The 22,858-nt window shown below is 41.5% G+C and carries 21 protein-coding genes; 10 read left to right on the top strand and 11 right to left on the bottom strand.

Going from position 1 to position 22,858, the window contains the following annotated elements; all coding sequences use genetic code 11:
• Positions 1–19 precede the first annotated feature (19 nt).
• Complete coding sequence (locus FC093_RS16975) at positions 20–340, top strand: hypothetical protein (RefSeq protein WP_137262997.1); 321 nt, start codon at positions 20–22, stop codon at positions 338–340.
• A gap of 384 nt (positions 341–724) precedes the next feature.
• Positions 725–1,117, top strand: a complete 393-nt coding sequence (locus FC093_RS16970) for a hypothetical protein (RefSeq protein WP_137262996.1) — start codon at positions 725–727, stop codon at positions 1,115–1,117.
• A 22-nt stretch (positions 1,118–1,139) separates the two neighbouring features.
• Here FC093_RS16970 and FC093_RS16965 read toward each other — a convergent pair whose 3' ends face one another.
• Positions 1,140–1,643: an Lrp/AsnC family transcriptional regulator gene (locus FC093_RS16965; RefSeq protein ID WP_137262995.1), complete on the bottom strand. Its 504-nt coding sequence runs from the start codon at positions 1,641–1,643 to the stop codon at positions 1,140–1,142.
• A gap of 116 nt (positions 1,644–1,759) precedes the next feature.
• Between FC093_RS16965 and ahcY the strand changes: the two genes are divergently transcribed.
• Both ahcY and FC093_RS16955 read left to right on the top strand, forming a co-directional pair.
• A complete protein-coding gene (gene ahcY, locus FC093_RS16960) occupies positions 1,760–3,088 on the top strand; it encodes an adenosylhomocysteinase (protein WP_137262994.1) in 1,329 nt (442 codons plus the stop codon).
• A gap of 107 nt (positions 3,089–3,195) precedes the next feature.
• Positions 3,196–3,858 carry an endonuclease III domain-containing protein gene (locus FC093_RS16955; protein WP_137262993.1) on the top strand — a complete coding sequence of 221 codons (663 nt, stop codon included), beginning with the start codon at positions 3,196–3,198 and terminating at the stop codon, positions 3,856–3,858.
• A gap of 52 nt (positions 3,859–3,910) precedes the next feature.
• On the opposite strand, the gene yajC is transcribed toward FC093_RS16955, so the two are convergent.
• The 3 genes from yajC to nusB are packed head-to-tail and all read right to left on the bottom strand — an operon-like array spanning position 3,911 to position 5,700.
• Positions 3,911–4,270 carry a preprotein translocase subunit YajC gene (gene yajC, locus FC093_RS16950; RefSeq protein ID WP_137262992.1) on the bottom strand — a complete coding sequence of 120 codons (360 nt, stop codon included), beginning with the start codon at positions 4,268–4,270 and terminating at the stop codon, positions 3,911–3,913.
• A 19-nt stretch (positions 4,271–4,289) separates the two neighbouring features.
• Positions 4,290–4,733: a DUF1573 domain-containing protein gene (locus FC093_RS16945; RefSeq protein WP_137262991.1), complete on the bottom strand. Its 444-nt coding sequence runs from the start codon at positions 4,731–4,733 to the stop codon at positions 4,290–4,292.
• Between the two features lie 31 nt (positions 4,734–4,764).
• A complete protein-coding gene (gene nusB / locus FC093_RS16940) occupies positions 4,765–5,700 on the bottom strand; it encodes a transcription antitermination factor NusB (RefSeq protein WP_137262990.1) in 936 nt (311 codons plus the stop codon).
• A gap of 538 nt (positions 5,701–6,238) precedes the next feature.
• Here nusB and FC093_RS16935 point away from each other — a divergent pair.
• Entirely contained in the window at positions 6,239–6,520 is a 282-nt protein-coding gene (locus tag FC093_RS16935; protein WP_170971128.1) for a co-chaperone GroES, read from the top strand.
• A 110-nt stretch (positions 6,521–6,630) separates the two neighbouring features.
• Entirely contained in the window at positions 6,631–8,268 is a 1,638-nt protein-coding gene (groL, locus tag FC093_RS16930; RefSeq protein ID WP_137262988.1) for a chaperonin GroEL, read from the top strand.
• Between the two features lie 423 nt (positions 8,269–8,691).
• Here groL and FC093_RS16925 read toward each other — a convergent pair whose 3' ends face one another.
• Positions 8,692–9,609 (bottom strand): hypothetical protein, encoded by a 918-nt coding sequence (locus tag FC093_RS16925; RefSeq protein ID WP_137262987.1) that lies wholly within the window; start codon positions 9,607–9,609, stop codon positions 8,692–8,694.
• Between the two features lie 117 nt (positions 9,610–9,726).
• On the opposite strand from FC093_RS16925, the gene FC093_RS16920 reads away from it, so the two are divergent.
• Positions 9,727–10,068 carry a hypothetical protein gene (locus tag FC093_RS16920; protein WP_137262986.1) on the top strand — a complete coding sequence of 114 codons (342 nt, stop codon included), beginning with the start codon at positions 9,727–9,729 and terminating at the stop codon, positions 10,066–10,068.
• A 231-nt stretch (positions 10,069–10,299) separates the two neighbouring features.
• Here the strand turns inward: FC093_RS16920 and FC093_RS16915 are convergent, their stop codons facing one another.
• The 5 genes from FC093_RS16915 to secDF all read right to left on the bottom strand — a co-directional run bounded on the left by FC093_RS16915 (position 10,300) and on the right by secDF (position 20,186).
• The gene (locus FC093_RS16915; protein WP_137262985.1) at positions 10,300–13,440 is read right to left on the bottom strand and encodes an efflux RND transporter permease subunit; all 3,141 of its coding nucleotides are present in this window, start codon (positions 13,438–13,440) and stop codon (positions 10,300–10,302) included.
• Positions 13,441–13,691: 251 nt separating this feature from the next.
• Positions 13,692–14,798 carry an efflux RND transporter periplasmic adaptor subunit gene (locus FC093_RS16910; RefSeq protein ID WP_137262984.1) on the bottom strand — a complete coding sequence of 369 codons (1,107 nt, stop codon included), beginning with the start codon at positions 14,796–14,798 and terminating at the stop codon, positions 13,692–13,694.
• Between the two features lie 28 nt (positions 14,799–14,826).
• A complete protein-coding gene (locus FC093_RS16905; RefSeq protein ID WP_137262983.1) occupies positions 14,827–16,122 on the bottom strand; it encodes a TolC family protein in 1,296 nt (431 codons plus the stop codon).
• A gap of 148 nt (positions 16,123–16,270) precedes the next feature.
• Complete coding sequence (locus tag FC093_RS16900) at positions 16,271–16,663, bottom strand: hypothetical protein (RefSeq protein ID WP_137262982.1); 393 nt, start codon at positions 16,661–16,663, stop codon at positions 16,271–16,273.
• Positions 16,664–17,078: 415 nt separating this feature from the next.
• Positions 17,079–20,186 (bottom strand): protein translocase subunit SecDF, encoded by a 3,108-nt coding sequence (gene secDF, locus FC093_RS16895; RefSeq protein WP_137262981.1) that lies wholly within the window; start codon positions 20,184–20,186, stop codon positions 17,079–17,081.
• 571 nt (positions 20,187–20,757) lie between these two features.
• Between secDF and greA the strand changes: the two genes are divergently transcribed.
• The 3 genes from greA (at position 20,758) to FC093_RS16880 (ending at position 22,088) form a co-directional block, all read left to right on the top strand.
• A complete protein-coding gene (greA, locus tag FC093_RS16890; RefSeq protein WP_137262980.1) occupies positions 20,758–21,231 on the top strand; it encodes a transcription elongation factor GreA in 474 nt (157 codons plus the stop codon).
• A gap of 152 nt (positions 21,232–21,383) precedes the next feature.
• Positions 21,384–21,584, top strand: a complete 201-nt coding sequence (locus tag FC093_RS16885) for a hypothetical protein (protein WP_137262979.1) — start codon at positions 21,384–21,386, stop codon at positions 21,582–21,584.
• 108 nt (positions 21,585–21,692) lie between these two features.
• Positions 21,693–22,088 (top strand): HIT family protein, encoded by a 396-nt coding sequence (locus tag FC093_RS16880; RefSeq protein WP_137262978.1) that lies wholly within the window; start codon positions 21,693–21,695, stop codon positions 22,086–22,088.
• Between the two features lie 63 nt (positions 22,089–22,151).
• On the opposite strand, the gene coaE is transcribed toward FC093_RS16880, so the two are convergent.
• Positions 22,152–22,844 carry a dephospho-CoA kinase gene (coaE, locus tag FC093_RS16875; RefSeq protein ID WP_240743339.1) on the bottom strand — a complete coding sequence of 231 codons (693 nt, stop codon included), beginning with the start codon at positions 22,842–22,844 and terminating at the stop codon, positions 22,152–22,154.
• Positions 22,845–22,858: the final 14 nt, after the last annotated feature.

The following is a 22,858-nucleotide window of genomic DNA, read 5'->3' as shown; positions in this document are numbered from 1 at the left end:
AACCAATGAAACTTAATGTATGAATAACGATAAAATTGACCTTAAAAAGGAGTTTGCAAGGGTGCATAGTAAACTTAATCATTTAATAGAAAAGCTGCCGCCTGTTCCAAAGGAAACATGGGTAAGTGTAGATGTAATTTCACAAGTAACCGGCTGGCATAGAAATGATTTTTTAAATGCCCGAAGAAATAAGCTTGTAAAGTACAGAACAGTAGAAGGAAGAACAAGAGAGCTTGAATATCTATTAGAATCTATTCATCCAATGTTCCTTTTAGAGCGGTATAGAAACTATGCAAACCAAAATGCAAACAATCAACCGGATAAAGGTTCCCCCAGCTAACATTGATGTATAGATGCAAAAGGGAGAAAAAATTTATTTAGCTTCGCCGCAGTAACTTAAATTTTAACCAGCGTGAGAGGCTGTTACAAGGTAAAATTCGGGCTTAAAACCACAAAATATATTAATTAAATTTAAATTAATAATTCTTTAACTCTTAATTAATATGATTAAAATTGGTTAACTAATTTGGAAAATTCAAATTGTACCCAAATTGTACCTCATTCAAGCACCCTCTCATAAACGTCTGAAAATAAAATATTTAATATATGAGGATGAGATCCGCTTTCGACCTCCATACATTAAACCTATAAGGCTTTACCGCTTTATAGGTTTTTATATTTTCGGCGCACAACATAGCTTCTACCCAAAAACAATACTTCTTTCATGAAATATTCGCAATTAATTGGATTACTGGCTTGTATAGGGCAAGTACTCATTTGTTTTATGCCCTGGAGTTTGGTGGCAGAACCAAATATATTGATTACAGGCATGAATTCGGCCGTGCAAGATTATGGCAAGCCGGGCCTGATCAATATTGTTTTAAGCGGGGTAATGAGTTTGTTTTTTATTATTCCAAAAATCTGGGCAAAAAGAACGAATGTGATTATTGCGGCTATCAACGTTGCATGGAGCATGCGCAATTACCTGCTGATGTCGGTTTGCCACGGGGGCGAATGTCCGCAAAAAAAAGCGGGTATTTATTTGCTGATGGCAGTTTCGATTTTCATTTTAATTATGACTTTCATGCCACCAATTAAAGTAGAAAAAGGAAAGTAAATGCCTTATTTTCACTTATTTATCACCCATATACCAACTGGTGCGTTTGCTTGATAACCCCCATCACAAACACGCTTTGCACATGTCCAATGTTTTCAATTGAGCTTAGCTTATTTACATGAAAATCATAATAAGCGTTCATGTCTTCGCACATCACCTTCAGCATAAAATCAAACTCGCCCGAAATGCTGTAGCATTCAATTATCTCGTTCAGTTCATTAATTACCTTTATAAATTTCACGCCTGCATTCTTACTGTGTTGCTTTAGCGATACATAGCAAATGACCATTAATCCTTTCTTTACTTTTGTATTATCTACAATAGTAGCGTATTGCTTTATTACACCACTGGCTTCCATTCTTTTAATGCGCTCATGCACCGGTGTGGTGCTTAAGTGAATTTTATCTGCAATCTCTTTCACCGTTGTGCGCGCATTTTGCTGCAACAGGTGCAGGATGGCATAATCCTTTTCGTCCAATAAAATCTCCTGAATAGTTGTATCTTCTTTTTTATTCACTTTATTCATGGCAAAACAGGCGTTTATGATTCTAAAAAGCAATAAATAGAAAATTATTCTAAATTTTTACAACAGTTCAGAATAATATACTATCCGTGTACTTTTGCAATCTAAATAAAATAAGTATGTCAGCAATCACAAAACAAGGAATTGATTTTGACCTTCAATACAAGGTAGCCGATATGAGCCTCGCTCCGTGGGGACGTAAAGAAATACGCCTTGCCGAAGCGGAAATGCCCGGCTTGATGGCACTGCGTGCCGAATATGGCGCTTCGCAGCCGCTAAAAGGTGCGCGCATTGCAGGCTGCCTGCACATGACCATTCAAACGGCGGTGCTGATTGAAACATTGGTAGCTTTGGGTGCCGAAGTGCGCTGGAGTTCGTGCAATATCTTTTCTACGCAAGACCATGCTGCTGCGGCTATTGCAGCTGCCGGTGTTCCTGTGTTTGCATGGAAAGGCGAAACATTGGAAGAAGCGGACTGGTGTATAGAACAAACGCTGTTTTTTGGCAGCGAAGACCGCCCGCTTAATATGATTCTGGATGATGGCGGTGATCTTACCAACATGGTATTGGATAAATATCCCGAACTGGTACAGCATGTAAAAGGCATCTCGGAAGAAACTACGACCGGTGTACACCGCCTGTACGAAAGAATGACAAAAGGTACACTACCAATTCCTGCAATAAACATTAATGACTCTGTAACAAAGAGTAAATTTGACAATAAGTACGGCTGTAAAGAATCGTTGGTAGATGCAATACGCCGTGCTACCGATGTAATGATGGCTGGTAAAGTAGCGGTTGTTGGTGGTTATGGCGATGTGGGTAAGGGTTCTGCTGCTTCGTTGCGTGGCGCCGGTTGCCGTGTAATTGTTACAGAAATTGACCCTATTTGCGCGTTACAGGCGGCCATGGACGGCTATGAAGTAAAGAAAATGATTGATGCAGTAAAAGAAGGTGATATTATTGTAACTGCCAGCGGCTGCCGCGATTTGATTACCGAAAAGCATTTCCGCCTGATGAAAGACAAAGCTATTGTGTGCAATATCGGCCACTTTGATATTGAGATTGATATGGCCTGGCTGAACGAAAATTATGGCAATACCAAAGATACCATCAAACCGCAGGTTGACTTGTACGATATAGACGGTAAAGAAGTGATTGTATTGGCCGAAGGACGTTTGGTAAACCTTGGCTGCGCTACCGGTCACCCCAGCTTTGTAATGAGTAACTCGTTTACTAACCAGGTATTGGCACAAATAGAATTGTGGACAAACGGACAAGCCTACGAAAACAAAGTGTATGTACTGCCCAAGCATCTGGATGAAAAAGTTGCCCGCCTGCACTTAGCAAAAATTGGCGTAGAGCTGGACGAGCTGACAAACAAACAAGCGGAGTATTTAGGCATTAGCAAAAATGGTCCGTTTAAATCTGAATTTTATCGTTACTAATCTTCCTGTTTTTCATCTTATACAAAAGGCTTAACCAATCCAGGTTAAGCCTTTTGTATTTTGTTTGACTTTTCCAGTTGGTAAGATTGTTGCTTTTTTAATACATCATGAAAAAGCCTTTTGACCTTAACACAATGCTCCACCGCATTGAAAAAGCGGTTGCACAATATCCAAAGGCTGCCATGTTCCAATTATACGAAGAAGGCTTTACTACTGTATTTGAACAACTGATCTCCTGCATTGTTTCCATTAGAACATTAGACGAAACTACTATTCCTGTATCCTATCGTCTATTCCAAAAAGGAAGAACACCTGAAGAAATTGCCAGATTGTCTTTGAATGAATTAGCCGATTTATTATATGACACTACCTTTCCGCACCAAAAAGCAGGAACAATATTAAGCATTGCTCATAAAGCAATAGAAGAATATAACGGCGAGTTGCCTGCCGACTTTGATGTATTAACGGCTATAAAAGGAGTTGGTCCTAAATGTGCTAATCTGGCTTTGGGTGTTGCTACACAGCAGGCTGCCATCAGCGTAGATATTCATGTGCATCGGGTGGTAAACCGCTGGGGCTTTGTGCAAACAAGCCAGCCCGAGCAAACCATGCTGGCGCTGGAAGAAAAGGTAGATAAAAAGAAGTGGATAGATATAAACCGTTTACTCATGCCTTTTGGCAAACATATTTGCACCGGCAGAGCACCACATTGCTCAATCTGCCCTGTTTTGGAATATTGCCGGCAGGTGGGCATAACAACCCATAGATAAAAAGAAACCGGAAGGGAACACTTCCGGTTAATAAATTCTTTTGCTATAATACTTATTTCTTTTCTACAGCCGTTGCAGCAGCGTTTGCTTTATTAAGAGCAGCCGTCCACTCCTGGCTGATGGCTGATTTTTCTATCTTCATATAGCTGCCGGGGCTTACCTCCAACTGTATGGTACCGTCTTCATTTACTTTATTAATGGTGCCATGAATACCGGCAATCGTTACAATACGGTCGCCTTTGCCCATATTTTCAATAAATTTCTTTTGCTCTTTAGCCTTTTTTGCCTGCGGGCGTATCATAAAAAGCCAGAATACGAGGATGATGGCACCCATCATGATTAACTGAAAAGAGCCGCCGCTGGATGGTTGGCCGCTGGCACTGGCTGACAATAAAACGGTGTTGTATATCATTTGTCTTTGATTTAAATGGTTATTGTTTTGCTGCTTCTACCTGCCCTTCAAAAACAAGCGTGGTACGCGCAGGATTGGTATTGCTTACCACGGCAATGCTCTTGTGAATTTTTCCGGCCGCACCATGATTGCTGTCAAAGTTAGCTGTTACTTCGCCGGTTTCGCCGCTGGGTATAGCACTTTTGGTGTAATCGGCTACGGTGCAGCCACAGCTTGGATTGGCAGATGTAATAAACAGCGGTTTGTCGCCGGTATTTTTTACATGAAACACAATCTTCACCTGTTTGCCTTTTTCTACCGTACCAAAGTTTTGCAGCGAATCGGTCCATACGGCGGTGGTAAAATTAGCCGTATCCTGCTGGGCATTGCTGCCGGCAGCTGTTGCACTGTTGGCGTTGCCATTGTTGCAGGCTGTGGATGCCAGCAATGCACCGCCAATTATAATTAATAAAAAACTTTTCATACCACTGTATTTGCGGGCGCAAATTACTCCCTTATCCGTTAGTGTTTTGTTTAAAAGCTATTTTATGAATTTTATTTTCGCGGAGCAAATCTTTATGAATCGCATCTAATATGCCATTGATGAAATGTCCGCTTTGCTGTGTGCTGTATTCCTTGGCAATATCTATATATTCATTAATCGTTACTTTAGGCGGAATGGTTTCGAAATACAACAATTCGCACACACCCATTTGTAAAAGAATCATATCCAGTACAGCAATACGGTCGGCATCCCAGTTTTTGAGGCGTGGTTTTATTAATCCAACCACGTATTCTTTTTTATTCAGCACGCTGGTAAGCAATTCGCGCGCAAACTGCCATTTATCGGTGGTTACAAAAGTAGCTACTTCAAAACCGGTGGGTTTATTTAAATAATTCAATACCAATTGTTGCATCATCTCGGCATCATCCTGCCAGTTGGTAAACTGCTCTTCTATAAACGATGTAAATGCTTCATCGGGCAACATCAAATCGGTAAAAATATATTGCAATATACTCTTCTCTTCCCCCTTTTCGCGCGAGAGTTTTTGTATATAAGTCTTGTAAATATCTGATTGAACTAACTCCAGATACACCTTTCTCACCATACCCTCATCGTCCACACGGGCAACATTAAAATGGCTAACGGCACTGCCGAAACCGGGATTTTCCAGTATTTTCCAGAGCAACTGGTTGCCGGCAATTTTCGTATTTACATTACGGTCTTCTTCGGTTACTAAATTTTTGGAAGCACGCAGGCGGGCATCTGTTTCGGCATAGCGCGCCACCTGGGTGATGAAGTGTACGAGGTAAGTAAATAATTCACTGCTTTCGTCCAGCTTTTGCCGCAGGCTTTTCACCGGGTCTGTTTTTCCTGTCGTATCTTCCATCGTTTCCAATGCATACAGCATCTGCATCACTTTCACACGTATATTTCTTCTGCTAATCATGTTTTTGTAAAGAACTTTTTGCGGCGCGAAGATACACCTTTCGGTTGGGTGTTTTAAAAGCTGCTTGGCAGAGCAGCGTTATTTATTATGTAAAAAGGAATTTTGTTTTTAAGAGAATGACCTTGTTGAATACTGTTATTAATTGTTAATGAGCAAAGATGCATCTTAGTCTGTCATTCCGGAATTGCTGCCAACAAGAAAATTTAATTATAGCCGGCCTACGCTGCGGCTTTTCCGGTTCATCGGGAAAGCCGCAGCGTAGGCCATAGCAAGGCAAGCTAAAAATGACGGTAATTCCAGAATAATGGCTTCCAAATTCAAACTTATCTTTAAAAACCACTCTCAAAAACGCCCACATTCCCCGCCACTGTTACATTTCCTCCAAAATGAAATTTTGTCACAGCCTTACAAACCATTTTCTTTGCACACCTTTCTACTGCCATGCTTTATGCAATTTTGACTTTATACTATGCGATGGCAAAAAAATTGTGGACAGGAAAACATCATTTTAAAACGTAAATTTTAAAACCTAATAATTATGGCTGACAAACTGAATGTAACTCCGCTGCACGACAGGGTAATAGTGAAACCTGCTCCGGCAGAAGAAAAAACGTCTTCGGGCTTAATCATTCCCGATACCGCCAAAGAAAAACCACAACGCGGTACCGTGGTAGCTGCCGGCCCCGGCAAGAAAGATGAACCAGTAACTGTAAAAGAAGGCGATACTGTATTGTACGGCAAATATGCAGGCACCGAAATACAGATTGATGGCAATGACTATTTAATTATGAGAGAAAGCGATATCCTCGCTATAGTGTAGCCCAGCCCAAAGGGAGCTATATTAGTTTAACAAACCTTATTTACCTAAAAATAAAAACTGCACGCCTCTGCAGTATAAAAATTCCCCTTCAGGGGTTAGGGGCATAAAATATGTCTAAACAACTCTTCTTCGATATTGAAGCAAGAAATAAAATGAAAAAAGGTGTTGACACCCTTGCCAATGCCGTAAAAGTAACCCTTGGACCTAAAGGTCGCAACGTAGTAATTGAAAAGAAGTTTGGTGCACCTGCTATCACTAAAGACGGTGTAACCGTAGCCAAAGAAATAGAATTGGAAGACCCCATTGAAAACATGGGTGCACAAATGGTAAAAGAAGTAGCCAGCAAAACTGCTGATATTGCCGGTGATGGTACTACTACTGCTACCGTGTTGGCACAGTCTATTATTAGCGAAGGTTTGAAAAATGTAGCTGCCGGCGCTAATCCAATGGATTTGAAACGTGGCATCGACAAAGCAGTTGCAGCAGTTGTTGCCAGCCTTAAAGCACAGTCTCAAACAGTAGGCAGCGACAGCCAGAAAATTGAGCAAGTGGCTGCTATTTCTGCTAATAACGACGAAACCATTGGTAAACTGATTGCAGAAGCATTTGGTAAAGTAGGTAAGGAAGGCGTTATTACTGTGGAAGAAGCAAAAGGCACCGATACTTCGGTAGATGTAGTAGAAGGTATGCAGTTCGACCGTGGTTATATCTCTCCATACTTCGTTACCAACAGCGAAAAAATGGAAGCTGAACTGCAGAATCCATCTATCCTGATCTATGATAAGAAGATTTCTTCTATGAAAGATATCCTTCCTATCCTCGAAAAATCTGCACAAAGCGGTCGTCCGTTATTGATTATTGCAGAAGATTTAGAAGGGGAAGCATTAGCAACTTTAGTAGTAAACAAATTGCGTGGTACGCTTAAAGTAGCTGCTGTAAAAGCACCAGGCTTTGGTGACCGTCGTAAAGAAATGCTGCAGGATATTGCTACTTTAACTGGTGGTATTGTTATCAGCGAAGACCAGGGTTATAAACTGGAAAATGCTACCGAAGCTTATTTAGGTAAAGCAGATTCTGTAACCATCAACAAAGACAATACGACTATCGTTGGCGGCAAAGGCGATGAAAATGAAATTGCAGCCCGCGTTAATCAAATCAAATCTCAGATTGGTACTACCACTTCTGACTACGACAAAGAAAAACTACAGGAACGTTTGGCTAAGTTAGCCGGCGGTGTAGCTGTATTATATATTGGTGCTGCTACCGAAGTAGAAATGAAAGAAAAGAAAGACCGTGTAGATGATGCACTGCATGCTACACGTGCTGCTGTAGAAGAAGGTATTGTACCAGGCGGCGGCGTTGCTTACATCCGTGCTACTTCGGCTCTCGAAACATTAAAAGGTGGCAACGAAGATGAAACTACGGGTATTGCTATCGTTAAGCGCGCTATCGAAGAACCACTTCGCCAGATTGTTGCCAACAGTGGTATGGAAGGCAGCATTATCGTACAGAAAGTAAAAGAAGGTCAGGGCGATTACGGCTTTAATGCTTACAGTGAAGAATATGAAAACCTGTTTGCAGCCGGTGTAATTGACCCAACTAAAGTAACGCGTATTGCTTTGGAAAACGCAGCTTCTATTGCCGGTATGTTGCTCACTACCGAAGCAGTTGTTGCCGACAAGCCAGAGCCTAAAACGGCTGCTGCTCCGGGCGGTATGCCAGGCGGCATGGGCGGTATGGATTATTAATATTCATCTGTTTCCTTTATACAAAAGCCCCGAAATTTCGGGGCTTTTTATTTTTTGCAGGACCGAACAGCGGCGCTCCTATTGAACTGTAGTTGCGTTGCACACTTGAACTGTAATATCCCCGTTCAGCTTTTAACCGAGTGCTTTTTTGAGCCAAAAAGTAGCAGGAGTTTATGCACGGAGGGCACAGGGTAAAAGGATTGATTCATTTCAGATTTTCCTTTCCTGCTTGTATTAAAAGCAATCAGCAGTTATACATAAAAGACCTTATAATCTTTAACATACAGGTAAAGAGAAGTAAAACAACCTTATTATCTTCTCTTTAATAACAATCTGTAAGTGATTAGCTATAAAGATTTATCAAGTCAGTAGAAAGCGAATAAGTAATAGAAAAAGATTATGCCCAGTTACAATTATTACTCCTTACTTCACCTCCCCGATCCTCACCGGCTTACCAAAATATACAGTCAACGAATCCTTTACTCTTGCCGTATCGGTGGGCGCTAATGTTTTGGTAAGATACAATTTGTACAACATACTCGTATCGCGCTGTACACTATCCATAATTACCGCAATTCCATAAGATTTTAATTGATTATACCTTTTATACGCATAAGCTGTATTCGTTGTTCTTGTAATCACAAATTGCACATTCATTGTTCCGCTACTATTCGTTGCTGGTACAGCGGCAGTATCTATCGGCTGCTGAGTAGCTGGCGGTGTAGTAGTTGTAACCGTATTGTTCATATTGGAGGAAGGTGGCACAGTCACCATCGTATCTGCTTTCGTAGTTGCCGTATCGGCAACAGCAGTACCCGGCTCTGCTTCCTGCTGATTGGAATACAAATAATAAGCTCCAAAACCCAATGCTGCAATCAGCAGCAGTGTAAGCAAAATAACACCTGCCCGGTTGTCATTAGGTACATCTGTTCGTTCTAAACCATACTCGTTGGCAGGGTGGCTACTTTGTATGGCACGTTTTCTTTCCAGTGCGGCAGCCTGTTCTTCCTGCTCCGGCACCAGCTCATACTCCCGGTTCATGTTCATCTGCAATTGGCCAATGCCGGGTATTATCCAGGGTTTGCCGGTATTCATAAACTGCCTTGCTTCATCAAAGTAAGCCTCTAAATCAAACCCGATAACCACCTTGCTTTTATGCTCTTTATCGGCAACAAAAGCTACCAAGCCTTGCGATGTGCCGGCATGTTTATCATATATAAAACTGACCGCCGGCATCGTATTGTCACTCTGCTTTATTGCCTTAAACTCACCAATATGTTCTGCCGAAAATCCGCCCTCATTTAGCAAGTAGTCCTGAATATAGTAGTCGTATTTATGCACGGTTTATTTTTTTATTCTCCGGGTAAAGATAATGCCTGTTATAACTGCCTCAAATTTTGTGCATATTTATCATATATACAATTGCTTAGCGGATATTTGCATAATTATTATTGCTTTATGCTTACACCTCAGGAACAACGTTTTGTAGAGTACTGGCAGCAGAACCGCGACCGTGAAAAAAAGTTATTCCGGCAGTTGCTCGTTGGCTTGCCGGCAGGTTTGCTGCTTGCTATTGGTATTGTGGCATCGGTGGTAACACGGCAGTGGTACCAGCAGGCAGATATGGTAGCCAACTCCGAATTAAACCCGAATGTGTTGACTATTGCTATTCTCGCCATCGTTGTGTTCGTTGCTATTTTTTATAAAAAATTTCAGTGGGACCAAAAAGAGCAATTGTATAAGGAACTACTGAATAAAAAAGAAAAAGAGAAGAATGATGAGGAAATAGGACATGGATAATGCAGACATTATGCACAGATTGTTTTACACACGAATTATTCAAATACGAATTACACGAATTTGATAGCGCAGATAACTCGGCTGCGGCACGGATAGGAAAGGATTCATTATGTAGATGAATCAGTTTAATCAGCTTTCCTCCTCAGTTCCATCACTATCCAGAAATAAATCCGTGCTTTAGTCTGTGTCCATCCGTGTGCTATTATTAGCCATATTCTATTATTCGCCAGATTATCCCTGACTAATAACACCTACTTTTCGTAGAAGCTTACGATTGGCTCTCTTGTGCATCAGGTTATACACCTGCGCATAAATGAGCGGGAGAATAAGCAAGGTGAGAATGGTAGAAGTTACCAATCCGCCAATCACTACAATAGCTAATGGCTTTTGCGTTTCGCTGCCAATACCAGTGCTGAGTGCAGCAGGTAGTAAGCCAATAGCCGCCATTAATGCCGTCATAATTACGGGACGCACACGCGATGTTACGCCTTCTTTAAGTGCCTCATACAAGTGCATTTTGGCTTCCAAATTCTTACGAAATACGCTGATCAGTATTACGCCGTTTTGAATACATACACCAAACAAGGCAATGAAACCAATACCTGCTGATATGCTGAAATTCATGCCTGTAATATGCAGCGCCAAAATGCCGCCAATTAATGCAAAAGGTACATTGAGAATCACCAGCACAGCGTCTTTTACATTGCCAAACATGATAAATAAAATAAGGAATATACCAAGCAGGCAAATGGGTACAACGTGACTGAGTGTTTTAGAAGCGCGTTGCTGGTTTTCAAACTCCCCATTCCAGGTAGTAAAGTAACCATGCGGTAATTGCACGTGTGCGTTTACCTTTTGTTGTGCTTCGGCAATGGTGCTGCCTAAATCACGCTCGCGCACCGAAAATTTTACCCCAATATAACGGCTGTTATTATCGCGATAAATAAAAGCTGGTCCGGTAAGTGTTCTGATATTGGAAATTTCTTTTAATGGAATTTTAGTGCCATCCTGCGTAGGGATCATCAGGTTATCAATTTTATCCTGCGTATCGCGGAAGTCTTTGGCATAGCGGATGCGCACATCAAATTTCCGCTCGTCCTGGTACAACTGGGTAGCGGCTTTGCCACCAAGTGCCATTTCAATTACAGCATTTGCATCGGCGGTATTTACGCCATACAAAGCCATCTTTTGATTATCCAGTTCAATGCGAAATTCGGGTTGTCCCAGATTGCGCAGCACACCTAAATCCTCTATGCCTCTTACGGTAGCTAACTGCGCTTTTACCTCATTAGCAAGTGAGTCTAAGGTTGTAAAATCCTGCCCATAAATCTTCACAGCCAAAGCAGCATTCAAGCCTGCAACAGCTTCCTCCACGTTGTCGCGAATGGGCTGCGAATAATTGTACACCACACCCGGAATTTTGGTGAGTTGCGTGTTCATACTATCAATCAAAGCATCTTCGGTAAATCCTTTGCGCCATTGTTCTTTTGGCTTTAAATCCACTTGTATCTGTACATCAAAAAAACCTTTGGGATCAGTGCCATCATTGGTGCGACCAACCTGCGATAAGGTTTGTTTTACTTCGGGAAACTCGCGGAGGATACTTACCATTTTGGCAGACATCGTTACTGCTTCGGGCAGGCTTACACTCATAGGCAATTCGCTTTCTACCCACAAAGCACCTTCATTTAATTCAGGCAAAAATTCGGTACCGAGAAACTTTACAGAGAAGAAAGTAAGTGCCATAAAAATCAATGCAATCAAAATACTTAGCCTTGGCACTTTATACATTTTTTCAAAAAGGTTTTTAATGCCATTCTCAAAAAAAGATACAACTACATTGTGTTTTTCTCTTACATTTTTCTTAAGTAAAATACTGGATAATGCAGGCACTAATGTAAGTGTAAAAATGAGTGCGCCAAGTAAAGCAAAACTTAAGGTGTAAGCAAGTGGCGAAAACATTTTACCTTCTACTTTCTGGAAAGCAAAAATGGGTATCAGGCAAGTGATAATGATGAGTTTGGAAAAGAAAATAGCTTTACCCATTTCGCTGCCTACCTGCTTGAACAAGCCGAGTTTGGCAAGTTTATTAAACCGCTCCATGCCTACTTCCTTAGCACGATGGTCGAGCGCTACAAACAAGCCTTCTACCATCACCACTGCACCGTCTATGATGATACCAAAATCTACTGCGCCCATTGAAAGCAGGTTGGCACTCATACCCTGGATGCGCATACAAATAAAGGCAAATAATAATGCTAAAGGAATAATGATACTCACCGTAACTGTAGTGCGCCAATCTGCCATAAAAATGAGCACAATACACGTTACTAATACAATACCTTCTATAAGGTTGTGAATAACTGTTTCTGTAGCAAAATCCATGAGATTGGTACGGTCGTAAAAAGGCAGAATCTGCACATCTTTGGGCAATACATTTTCATTCAGGTCTTTTACTTTATCATGAATAAGATCGAGCACTTTAGAAGGGTTTTCTCCTTTTTTCATTACCACAATACCTTCTACCACATCAGGAATAGTATCTCTTGAAACCTGCCCCAGCCGCGGCTTTCCGGCCTCCTGCACGGCAGCTACATTGCGCACCAGAACAGGTACGCCATTTATTTTGGTGATGATGATATTTTCAATTTCGGAGATATTATTGAGCAGCCCGATGCCGCGCACTACATAAGCTTGCCCGTTTTGTTCTATTACATCGCCACCTACGTTTACATTGCTTTTGGCTACCGCATTATATACGTCCAAAGCAGTTAATCCATATTGGGCTAAATAGTTGGGATTGACACTTATTTCATACACTTTTTCCTCGCCGCCAAAACTGTTTACATCGGCTACACCAGGAATACTTTTAAACTGCCGGTCGAGCACCCAATCCTGTATTTCGGTCAGGTCGCGGATGTTGCGGGTAGCACTTTTTAGAGTATAGCGATAAATCTCGCCTGTTGGCCCATAAGGCGGTTCTACTTCAGGCTTTACCTCCTCCGGTAAATCTACATTTTGCAGCCGACTTAATACTTGCTGGCGGGCAAACGCATCATCCACATCATCATCAAAAATGAGACGCACATAACTTAAACCGTAAGAGGAAGTAGTTCTTAAATTTATTTTTTTCTGTACCGAATTGAGCGATACTTCCAACGGAATAGTTACAAATTTTTCCACTTCTTCAGCACTTCTGCCGGGCCACTGCGTAATGATAATAATTTGGGTATTGGTTACGTCGGGAAAGGTTTCTATAGGTGTATTCTTATAACACACAAACCCTACTACTGCAATTACCAGCGTCAGGAAAAATACGAGGTAGCGGTGGCGTAGTGAGAAGTGAATGATATTTTTAATAAACTTGTTCATGGATTAATTTTTAAAGCACTAATGAGCTCGAATAACAGGAATTGCACGAATTATCTGAATAGGAGAATGTTTGAATAATGATGTTTTCTGATATCTCTTCCGATTATACTGATAAAGCAAATCTCCGCGTTCCGCTGTGCCTTACTTCAGTACCGCTGTGGTTCAAAAAACACGTGTTTGCATTTTAGTTTAATAATTAATCAGCTTATCACTTTTTTTTCCCTATTCTCTCTTCAGGGCTGGGGCATTATTTAATCACCAGCTAATTGTTGAAATATGAATATTTCGTTTTGGGTGATTACTTTTTGCCCAGGTGCTAAGCCACTATTTAGATAGGTTTTATCACCTACCGTTTTCAGTACATTCACTTCAGCAATCTTCATGTCATGATCGTTGTTGTACACCACTACATAGGTTTTACCGTTTTGTTGTATCAGTGCTTTGGTAGAAACGCATAGTGCCTGCTCATTGAGCGGATTGGTAACAACTACGGTGGCAAACATTTGCGGCTTTAGCATCATATCAGCATTATCCAGCCTGATGCGTACTTTTAATGCTTTATTGTTGGGGTCGAGTACCTGGCTTATCTTATCTATTTTGCCGGGATAAATTTTATCGGGATATGCCAATGTTTTTACCTGCACATCCGTTCCTTCTCTTACTTTCGCTATATCGGCTTCATACACATTCGCCCATACCCATACATCTTTCAGATCGGAGATGGTAAACAAATTATCACCCATATCCGGACGGATAAAATCGCCACCGTTTACCTTTTTCTCTACAATGTAGCCGCTTGTTGGCGCCGTTAATGTATAAGTGCCGCTGGCAGTAGCGCCACTGCCGCCGTTGATTTGTATTTGTGCATTAATTTTTTGCCGCTCTGCCAGTGCCTTTCGATAATCTTCTTTTGCTACCTCATATTCCCGTTCACTGGCAATGCCATTTTTGTACAAAGCTTCCCCATTTTCCATTTGCCTTTTGGCAATTGCTATATCAGCTTCGGCACTGCTTACATCGGCATAATTACCCGCAACATCAGCACTTTTTATCACCGCCAGCACTTGTCCTGCTTCTACTTTATCACCCAGCGAAAAAGGCGATTGCAGCACTTGTCCACTACTGCGCGGGTATATTTTCACTACTTTATTTTCATCGTAGCTTACTTCGCCGCTCAACTCCAGTTCTTCGTTTACATCGCACAACTGCACAGCGTCTATTTTTATCATGTGTGCCATCGTATCGCTCAGTGTATAGGAATCTTTTTCTTTGGTAATTGTTTTATCCTGCTTTTTTGCATAGCACGATGCCAGCAGCACTATTCCCATAAAAGCTGCAAAAAGTTGTATCGTTTTCATATATTTCAATTCTTTAAAACGTTATTTTTTATTTTATTACATCGGTCCCTACTTCGTAGTTCAGTTCTTCTTTTGCCAACTGCAGGTTAAATTGTTGTTGTAGCAAGCGCATTTGCGCCTGTTGATAAGAGTCTATAAAATCCAGCAATTCCAATAAGCTTATCTGCCGCTGCTGGTAGCTTTGCAACATGTTGGCAAATAGCTTTTGATAATTACTGTAAAATGTTTTTTGCGTAACATTGTTTTGCTGATAGGTAAGTAGTAACCGCTGGTATGCACTGGTAATATTGCTGCGCAATTGTGTAGCTGCAGCAAGCACTTCGGTTTGCTGTTGTTTAATACCAAACTCAGCAGACTTAATGTTGCCCTGATTACGGTTCCAAAGTGGCAATGGCAACGAAATGCCTAAACCCACATAATCGGGCACATAATTGGAGTTGCGGTCGAACTCGGGTGCAACTGTTACATCCGGTACACGTAACGCCTTTTGATAATTGAGGTTTTGTGCTGCATACGTTTGTTGCGAAAGCTGCAACAAATAACGCGCATTTACTGCTTTTGCAGTGTCTATCAATACATTTACATCCGGCGGAAGTGTAACATTGTTTTGCAAAACATCAGCAGGTTTAATAAACACATTATCATTTGCCTGCAACAGCATTTTCATATCCTGCTCTGCTGCTACGATGTTTTTATTATTTTCTGTTATATCCTGCTGCAAGGCAATCACGAGTGCCTGTATGCGCAGGTAATCTTTTTGTGCAATATTGCCTGCCTGCAGTTGCGCCTGCATAGCGTTCTCCAAGTTATTAAGCCTTGCAAGCTGCGCTGTTAATAACTCTTTAGTTGCAAGCAACTGTGCAATTGTGTAGTAATCCTGGTGCAACTGGTACCGCAGATTGCGCAATACATCCTGCAATTGTAATTCGCTCAGTTTTGTATTGGTTGTTGCCAGTGCTATTTGCTTGCCGCGTTTGCCGGCGGTTTGTATCAGTTGTTGCAACTGAACATAATACTCACCGGTAGGATTGCCATACATGTCTTTACCATGCTCAAAAAAACGGTTGCCTGCATAAATGTTTTGGTCGGTACTGATAATAGGGTTTTGCCACAGCTTAGCTTGTTGTATTAATGCCCTGCCCGCATCCACATTGTAATGAGCAGCCAGCAGGTTGAGATTGCTGTCTAAAAAACGCCTGTCAATGTTGTTTAAGGAATAGATTATGGTATCAGATTGCGCATGCAAAGCAGCGGCAGCCGCCAGACTGACGACCAGCATCAACAGCCTGCGTACAACACGCTGCTGTGTGAAATAAATAATCACTTGTAAAGTTGTTTAGTAAAAAGAAAGATTAACTCTATAGAAAGGACGGAAATAAAACCTGCTGAATACACACATTTTACAACACAGCTAAAGCAAGTATTGCATAATATGGCAACAAGAAACAATCAGGTTTTATTTAAAGGAAAACTTATGCTTTAGGTGGCGGTGATACGATATCTTTATCGCAATTGGTATAAATTGCCAGGAAAAATATATTGTAGTTGGGAGTAGTTGGCGCTGCTACATATTGCCGGTCTTGCAAGTCATTGACCGGCACTTTAAAAGGTTGAAATTTAAACAGCAACTCATGGCTGTTTTGATTGTTTTGGTTGGATGATTCTTTCCTTTCGGGAAAAGCATTTTTTTTTTGCATCACTATTTCTGCCACATATTCCGTTACAGAGTTGATGATGTTGATCTCTTTTCCGTTCACAGTAAGAGCGGTTTCGAAATTCTGTGCATACAAGCCAAGGTTGAGCACCTGCAGTGCAACCACTGCAATGATAAGATTAGAAAGATATGTACGTAACCTTGTAAGCATGGATGTAAATGCAGGTGCAAAGTTGTGAACTATCTTTCTTTACACGCATTAAGCTGATGTTAAAGCCGTTGTGTTCAAGAAGATTTTAAGTAAAATAAAAGCAGGTTGATGGTATGCACTTGCCATGGTAAAGTACGGATAGAGAAAAGATTGAATTCGGCGTATCGTAAGAATGGATAATACGAATGCACCAATCAGATGCTTTTCAATATAAAAGGTAATCAGCCTCCCCTTCTGCAATTGCGCCCACTCGAAAGTATGATTATCAGCGACTCACAGGTGCTTTTTCGTCAGGATAGATTGTGGAATGACGAGTAGCTTTTATTATTTATCTGTTCACATCCAAAGTATTTAACCAAAAAACAAAAAGGCAGCCATTACTGGCCGCCTTTTATATAAACTTTTAAATTAAAGATTATGCTACTGTCTTTTTCACCTTTATTTCTGGTGCCGTAGATGGTCCTAAAGGTTTGTTACGGGCAAAATCTACAAGGATTGGTGCCGCAACAAATATAGAAGAATACGTACCGGTGATTACACCAATCAACATTGCAAAGGCAAAACCACGGGTTACTTCTCCACCAAAAATAAACAGGATAAGCAAGGTGAGGAATACCGTAAGGGATGTCATAATGGTACGGCTAAGCGTTTGGTTGATAGCGCGGTTGATTATTGCTTCTTTACTTTCGCCGCGCATCAGCTTAGAATCTTCGCGTATGCGGTCGTACACAATTACCGTATCGTTCATAGAGAACCCAATCACCGTAAGGATAGCCGCAATAAAGTGCTGGTCGATCTCCAGTGGGAACGGCACAATACTACGTGCAAAGGAGAAGACAGCGAGTGTTACAAACACATCGTGCAGCAAGGAAACGATAGTACCGATAGAGTAACGCCAATCGCGAAAACGTATAAAAATATACAGACAAATCATAATGATGGCGATGACAGTCGCTTTGGTAGCCCCCTGCTTTAAATCGTCCGAAATAGTAGGCAACACTGTTTGCGAGCTTTGTTTGTAGCGGCTTGCAAATTCGCTGTAAGTAGTGCCTTGCGGCAAAAATGGCACAAGCCCTTTATATAAAGTTTGCTCTACAGCAGAATCCACATTATTACCTGTTTCATGTATTTTGTACGAAGTAGTAATATTCAACTGGTCCTCACGGTCAACAGTTTTGATAATGGGATATTCGCCAAATACAACTTTCAGGTCATCGCGCATTTTGTCCACATTCGGTTTGTTTTCAAAACGCACAGTATAGCTACGACCGCCGGCAAATTCCACACCTTCGTCGAAGCCGTGGCGGAAGGAAGCGATACCTAATATCACTACTATTACCGAGATACCATAGGCAACCTTGCGGTATTCGATAAATTTGAAAGCGGCATGCTGAAATATTTTTTGAGAAAATTTCGTAAAGTATTGGAAATGGCGATTGCGGTTGGTATAAATATCTGTTACCACGCGCGATACTAAAATACCGCAGAACAAAGACAACACAATACCTACCATTTGCGTAGTAGCAAAGCCAAGCACCGGGCCTAAACCAAATATAAACAGGATGGCGGCAGTGAGGAAGCTGGTAACGTGCGCATCGAGTACTGGTGCATACGAGCGCCTGTAACCATCATTCACGGCAGTCTGGTAGCCTTTGCCGCGCGATAATTCTTCTTTTATCCTCTCGAAAATAATTACGTTGGTATCTACTGCCATACCTACCGTAAGCACCAACGCCGCAATACCGGCTGCCGTTATAGTAAAGCCAAATGCCGCTAATATACCGATGGTGAATAACAGGTTTAATATCAAGGCAATGTTTGCAACCCATCCGGCTGTGTTATAATAAATGAGCATCAGTACAAAAATGACCGCGAACGAAATGATGAACGCCAATGCACCACCATTCACCGCTTCTTTACCCAGTGTAGGTCCTACAATCTGCTCCTGTACAATTTTGGCAGGCGCAGGCAGTTTGCCCGATTGCAGAATACTGGCTAAGTCCTGCGCTTCGTTGGTAGTAAAGCTACCAGTGATTTGCGAGCTGCCATAAGGTATCTCATTTTGAACAAAAGGTGCACTGTACACCACATTATCCAGTACAATAGCAATGGGTTTCCCTACATTAGCTTTCGTCATTTGCCCCCATAAGCGGGTGCCTACCGCATCCATTTTCATGTTAATGGAAGGGCGGTTCCTTTCGTCATAGCCCTGGCTGGCTTCTATTACATGCTCGCCCTCCAGTTTGGCTAAGCCATTATCAAGTGTTTTTACAGCATACAGTTGCAGTATGTTGGCATTAGCAGCAGTATTGGTTCTGTCCACTTTACCGTACATAAATTCCACATTGCTCGGAAACCTGTTTTTGATAAAATCCTGCCTTAAATAATTTCCCAATGTAGCCGTATCCTGTGCCCGGATGTAACCAATGAAAGCCGGATACTGCATTCTGCCATCACGGTCTTGCTGCGGCTGTACCGGCTGCAGAATAGATAAAATAGGATTTGCATTTTTCTTAATGGTAGTACTATCCACCGGCTTGTTGGCGGCAATAGCTGCTGTAGCAGTATCTGTTGTATGTTTTACTGTATCGGCCGATAATGCCGTACCAATAGCAGTAGTATCGCTTTTTAAAGTAGATAACGTATCCAGCTTGTTTTTACCATTCAAATAATCACTCATTGCCTGGTCGGCCGATTGTAAAGGCTCTGCCAGCTCTGCAATATTATATACTTCAAAAAACTGCAGGTTGGCAGTTGATTGCAGGTAATGCCGCACACGCTCAGGATCGGTAATGCCTGCCAGTTCAATATTGATTCTGCCCTTTGCCGGATCGGGATTGATGTTGGGAGAAGCTACCCCAAAGCGGTCAATTCTCGTACGGAGAATCTGTTCGGTATTATGGAAAGCTTTATTAGCCTGATCCTGAAGGTAAGACAGTACTTCGTCGTTAGAGCTGGTAGCTTTTATTTTGCCGTTGCTGCGCGTTACAAAAAGCGGAGCCAGTTTGCCATTGCTGCCGGCAATTTTCTGGTATTCCTGGTTGAACAGGTTAATAAGATTATCACCACTATTTGCTTTGATTGCTACTGCATTATCCAACGCTTTATTGAACTGCGGATCTTTACTGTAATTAGCTAACGAACGAATTAATCCGTCCAAACCTACTTCCATCGTTACGCTAATACCACCCTGTAGATCGAGACCGAGGTTCAGTTCTTTATCTTTTGCACTCTGGTACGTAGTCAATCCAAACGGACCGATTTCGGAACCTTTGGTGCTGTCGAGCAGGTAAGCGAGGCGCTGTTTTTTAAATGTATTCAAACTGTCGGCATATATAGCCTGCTGCGCTTTATCGCCGGCGTATTTTTTTTCGGGCGATGGGAAATTGGCCCGCACCCAGGCATCTGCGCGCTCAGACATACTATTTTCATGGTTGTGCACTATCCATGTAAATGAAAGCTGGTAAAGGCAAATCAATATCAAAGCAATCGTGAAGAAACGCACCAAACCTTTCAGTTGCATACTTATTAGGGATTTACTAAAATTTTTTTATAAGGGCGCAAAGATAGGGGTTTGCGTAAAACAAATGCCGCTCTGCACACCTGTACACGCAAGTGTAAGACAGTACGCATTATAAGCCAATATGCAATCGCAAATTTTAAGGATATTTTCATATTTTTTATGCTTTTTATTCTCTTCTTATCCCGATAAAAACCGCATCTTGCTTTTAATATATTATATGTATTTGATATCCTTGGATCTACAATCCGATGCATAATTACTGCAAGATACAACCAGGTAAGCGGCGCATGACTGCAAAATGGCGATCTTGTTTCGAGCTACAGGGCTAAGATCCGTAATGTAGGAGCATATTTAACGCTGCCAAAATCAGGAATAGCAGATAGCTGCAACTTATATCTCAATTTTCTTTATATAATCAAAATAAAGAGGTCTTTTTGTAAAAAATATACCCCGATTTTTTATGCCGCCCTATTGTTTTGTTCATTAAAAAACGTATTTTTGGTGTTATCTGCAACGCTGCACACTTTGTGTGGCGTTGTATTTTTTTTACCTGTATAAAAGCAAAAGAGTTATGAACGACGTAATGTATGTATCCAAAGAAAGCTTTGAGAAATTGCGGGGAGAGCTGCACCATATGAAAACGGTACAGCGTCCTGCAGCGTCGAGGGCTATTGCCGAAGCGCGCGAAAAGGGAGACCTGAAAGAAAATGCAGAATACGATGCAGCCAAAGAGGCGCAGGGCATACTCGAAGCTAAAATAGCCCAACTGGAAGGGCAAATAGCCTCGGCCCGTATTGTGGACTCCAGCGAAATAGACACGAGCAAAGTGACCATTTTAACCAAAGTAACCTTTACCAATATCGCTACTAAAAAAACGGTTACCTACCAGATTGTGGGTGAAACAGAAGCCGACCTGAAGCAAGGTAAAATATCTTCGGCCTCACCCATTGGCAGAGGCTTGCTGGGCAAGCAAAAAGGCGAAGTAGCTGAGGTACAGGCTCCTACCGGCCTCCTGAAATTCAGGGTGGAGAATATCTTTATTTAAGCAATTTTCTTTTTATACAACAAAAAATCCCGCAGCGTTGTATTTGCGGGATTTTTTGTTGTAATTGCCGCTGTTGCTATTTTAATTCCTTCTATCTCTCACTCTGGTACATGAATTGTCTTATAGCAGTCTTTAAGTAAAAACCTATTATTATGAAAAAAATACTAATCGCTGCCACTATTGTAGGCGCTGTAGCTGCAGGACTGATTATTTACCTGCGTGAATATTATAACAGTACAAATGAACTGGAAGATGCAGCAGAAGACGTAGACGATGCTGCCAACGATGCTTTGGATACAATGAATAAAAACATACGCAAAGTGGAAAGGAAAACTGATCCTGTGCTGAATTAATAAAAATCCTTGGTATACTACTATCAAAAGCGGTCATTAACAGACCGCTTTTTTGTTGTACGCCATGAATTTCTTTTTATCCTTTTATCTTTACCTCAAATTGTTGCTATGACTATTTTTTCAAAAATTATTGCCGGCGAAATACCTTCTTACAAAATAGCAGAAAACGACCGGTTTCTCGCTTTTCTGGATGTGTATCCTTTAGTGGAAGGCCATGTGCTGGTAATACCTAAGATAGAAACGGATAATCTCTTTGATTTGGACGATAGTTATTTATCCGAGATACTCGTATTTGCCAAGCCAGTAGCAAAAGCAATTGAAAAAGCGTTCCGGTGCAACCGTTGTGGCATATCGGTAATTGGCATAGAAGTGCCGCACACACATGTACATTTAATACCTATTAATACAGCCAATGATTTAAACTTTACCAGGGGAAAACTAAATATGAGCAAGGAAGAGCTGAAAACAGTGCAGGAGAAAATATTACTGGCAATGGAAAAATAAAGAGTAAGATTCAAAAACAAAAGACAAGGAACAAAATTTAAGATGCAAGAGCAACGCTTTATTTCACTTGCCACTTGAATGAACAGCTTGAATCTTAAGTCTTGTCTCTTGTTCATTTATTCTTTCTAAAAGCTGCTTATGAAAATGTACCACCTGCGGCACCAGCAACTGCTGTTCATCATTTATAAATACTACATCGCATAGCTTCATTTTTATCTCCTCGTCAATCTGCCGGTTAATGCGGTGAAGCACCTGCTCGCGCGTAGTGCCATCACGCTTGATGGCACGGTGAATGCGCAGGTGTTGTGGTGCATATACTCCAATTACGGCATCCAAACCGGCAGCAGTACCGGCTTCGAAAAGCAAAGCCGCTTCTTTTATTACATACGGCGCAGCTTGCACCGCAAACCATTGCTCCGCCGCAGCAATGGTTGCCGGATGCACAACCGCATTTAATTGCTCCAGTGCAAAAGAGTCGGTAAACACTTTTTCTGCCAGATGTTTTGTATTCAGCAGTTTATTTTCATATGTCTTTTCACCAAACAACTCTATCAGTCGTGCCCGCAGTTGTTCGTCGTTACTCATTAGCTGCTTGGCAATTGCATCGGCATTAAAAACAGGAATGCCTAATACAGCAAATATTTGCGCTACAGTGCTTTTACCACTGCCAATACCGCCGGTAAGTCCTATGCGTACGGGCTTGTGCACGGCCGCAGACATACTAAAATGTTCTACATTTTGATTACTGAAAGGCATACTGAATTTTAATG

This window comes from Ilyomonas limi (assembly GCF_005233845.1).
Classification (GTDB): Bacteria; Bacteroidota; Bacteroidia; order Chitinophagales; family Chitinophagaceae; genus Ilyomonas; species Ilyomonas limi.
The sequence above is the reverse complement of the archived record's forward strand: the minus strand, read 5'-3'. Positions and strand labels throughout refer to the sequence as shown.

Bases quoted from the DNA above. Each gene is read 5' to 3' on its own strand.
- FC093_RS16970 (WP_137262996.1), top strand. From the start codon at position 725: ATGAAATATTCGCAATTAATTGGATTACTGGCTTGTATAGGGCAAGTA.
- yajC (WP_137262992.1), bottom strand. From the start codon at position 4,270: ATGATATACAACACCGTTTTATTGTCAGCCAGTGCCAGCGGCCAACCA.
- FC093_RS16880 (WP_137262978.1), top strand. From the start codon at position 21,693: ATGACTATTTTTTCAAAAATTATTGCCGGCGAAATACCTTCTTACAAA.
- FC093_RS16900 (WP_137262982.1), bottom strand. From the start codon at position 16,663: ATGCTTACAAGGTTACGTACATATCTTTCTAATCTTATCATTGCAGTG.
- FC093_RS16920 (WP_137262986.1), top strand. From the start codon at position 9,727: ATGCTTACACCTCAGGAACAACGTTTTGTAGAGTACTGGCAGCAGAAC.
- FC093_RS16935 (WP_170971128.1), top strand. From the start codon at position 6,239: ATGGCTGACAAACTGAATGTAACTCCGCTGCACGACAGGGTAATAGTG.
- FC093_RS16965 (WP_137262995.1), bottom strand. From the start codon at position 1,643: ATGAATAAAGTGAATAAAAAAGAAGATACAACTATTCAGGAGATTTTA.
- FC093_RS16885 (WP_137262979.1), top strand. From the start codon at position 21,384: ATGAAAAAAATACTAATCGCTGCCACTATTGTAGGCGCTGTAGCTGCA.
- FC093_RS16975 (WP_137262997.1), top strand. From the start codon at position 20: ATGAATAACGATAAAATTGACCTTAAAAAGGAGTTTGCAAGGGTGCAT.
- groL (WP_137262988.1), top strand. From the start codon at position 6,631: ATGTCTAAACAACTCTTCTTCGATATTGAAGCAAGAAATAAAATGAAA.
- greA (WP_137262980.1), top strand. From the start codon at position 20,758: ATGAACGACGTAATGTATGTATCCAAAGAAAGCTTTGAGAAATTGCGG.
- FC093_RS16910 (WP_137262984.1), bottom strand. From the start codon at position 14,798: ATGAAAACGATACAACTTTTTGCAGCTTTTATGGGAATAGTGCTGCTG.
- FC093_RS16915 (WP_137262985.1), bottom strand. From the start codon at position 13,440: ATGAACAAGTTTATTAAAAATATCATTCACTTCTCACTACGCCACCGC.
- secDF (WP_137262981.1), bottom strand. From the start codon at position 20,186: ATGCAACTGAAAGGTTTGGTGCGTTTCTTCACGATTGCTTTGATATTG.
- ahcY (WP_137262994.1), top strand. From the start codon at position 1,760: ATGTCAGCAATCACAAAACAAGGAATTGATTTTGACCTTCAATACAAG.
- FC093_RS16945 (WP_137262991.1), bottom strand. From the start codon at position 4,733: ATGAAAAGTTTTTTATTAATTATAATTGGCGGTGCATTGCTGGCATCC.
- FC093_RS16955 (WP_137262993.1), top strand. From the start codon at position 3,196: ATGAAAAAGCCTTTTGACCTTAACACAATGCTCCACCGCATTGAAAAA.
- nusB (WP_137262990.1), bottom strand. From the start codon at position 5,700: ATGATTAGCAGAAGAAATATACGTGTGAAAGTGATGCAGATGCTGTAT.
- coaE (WP_240743339.1), bottom strand. From the start codon at position 22,844: ATGCCTTTCAGTAATCAAAATGTAGAACATTTTAGTATGTCTGCGGCC.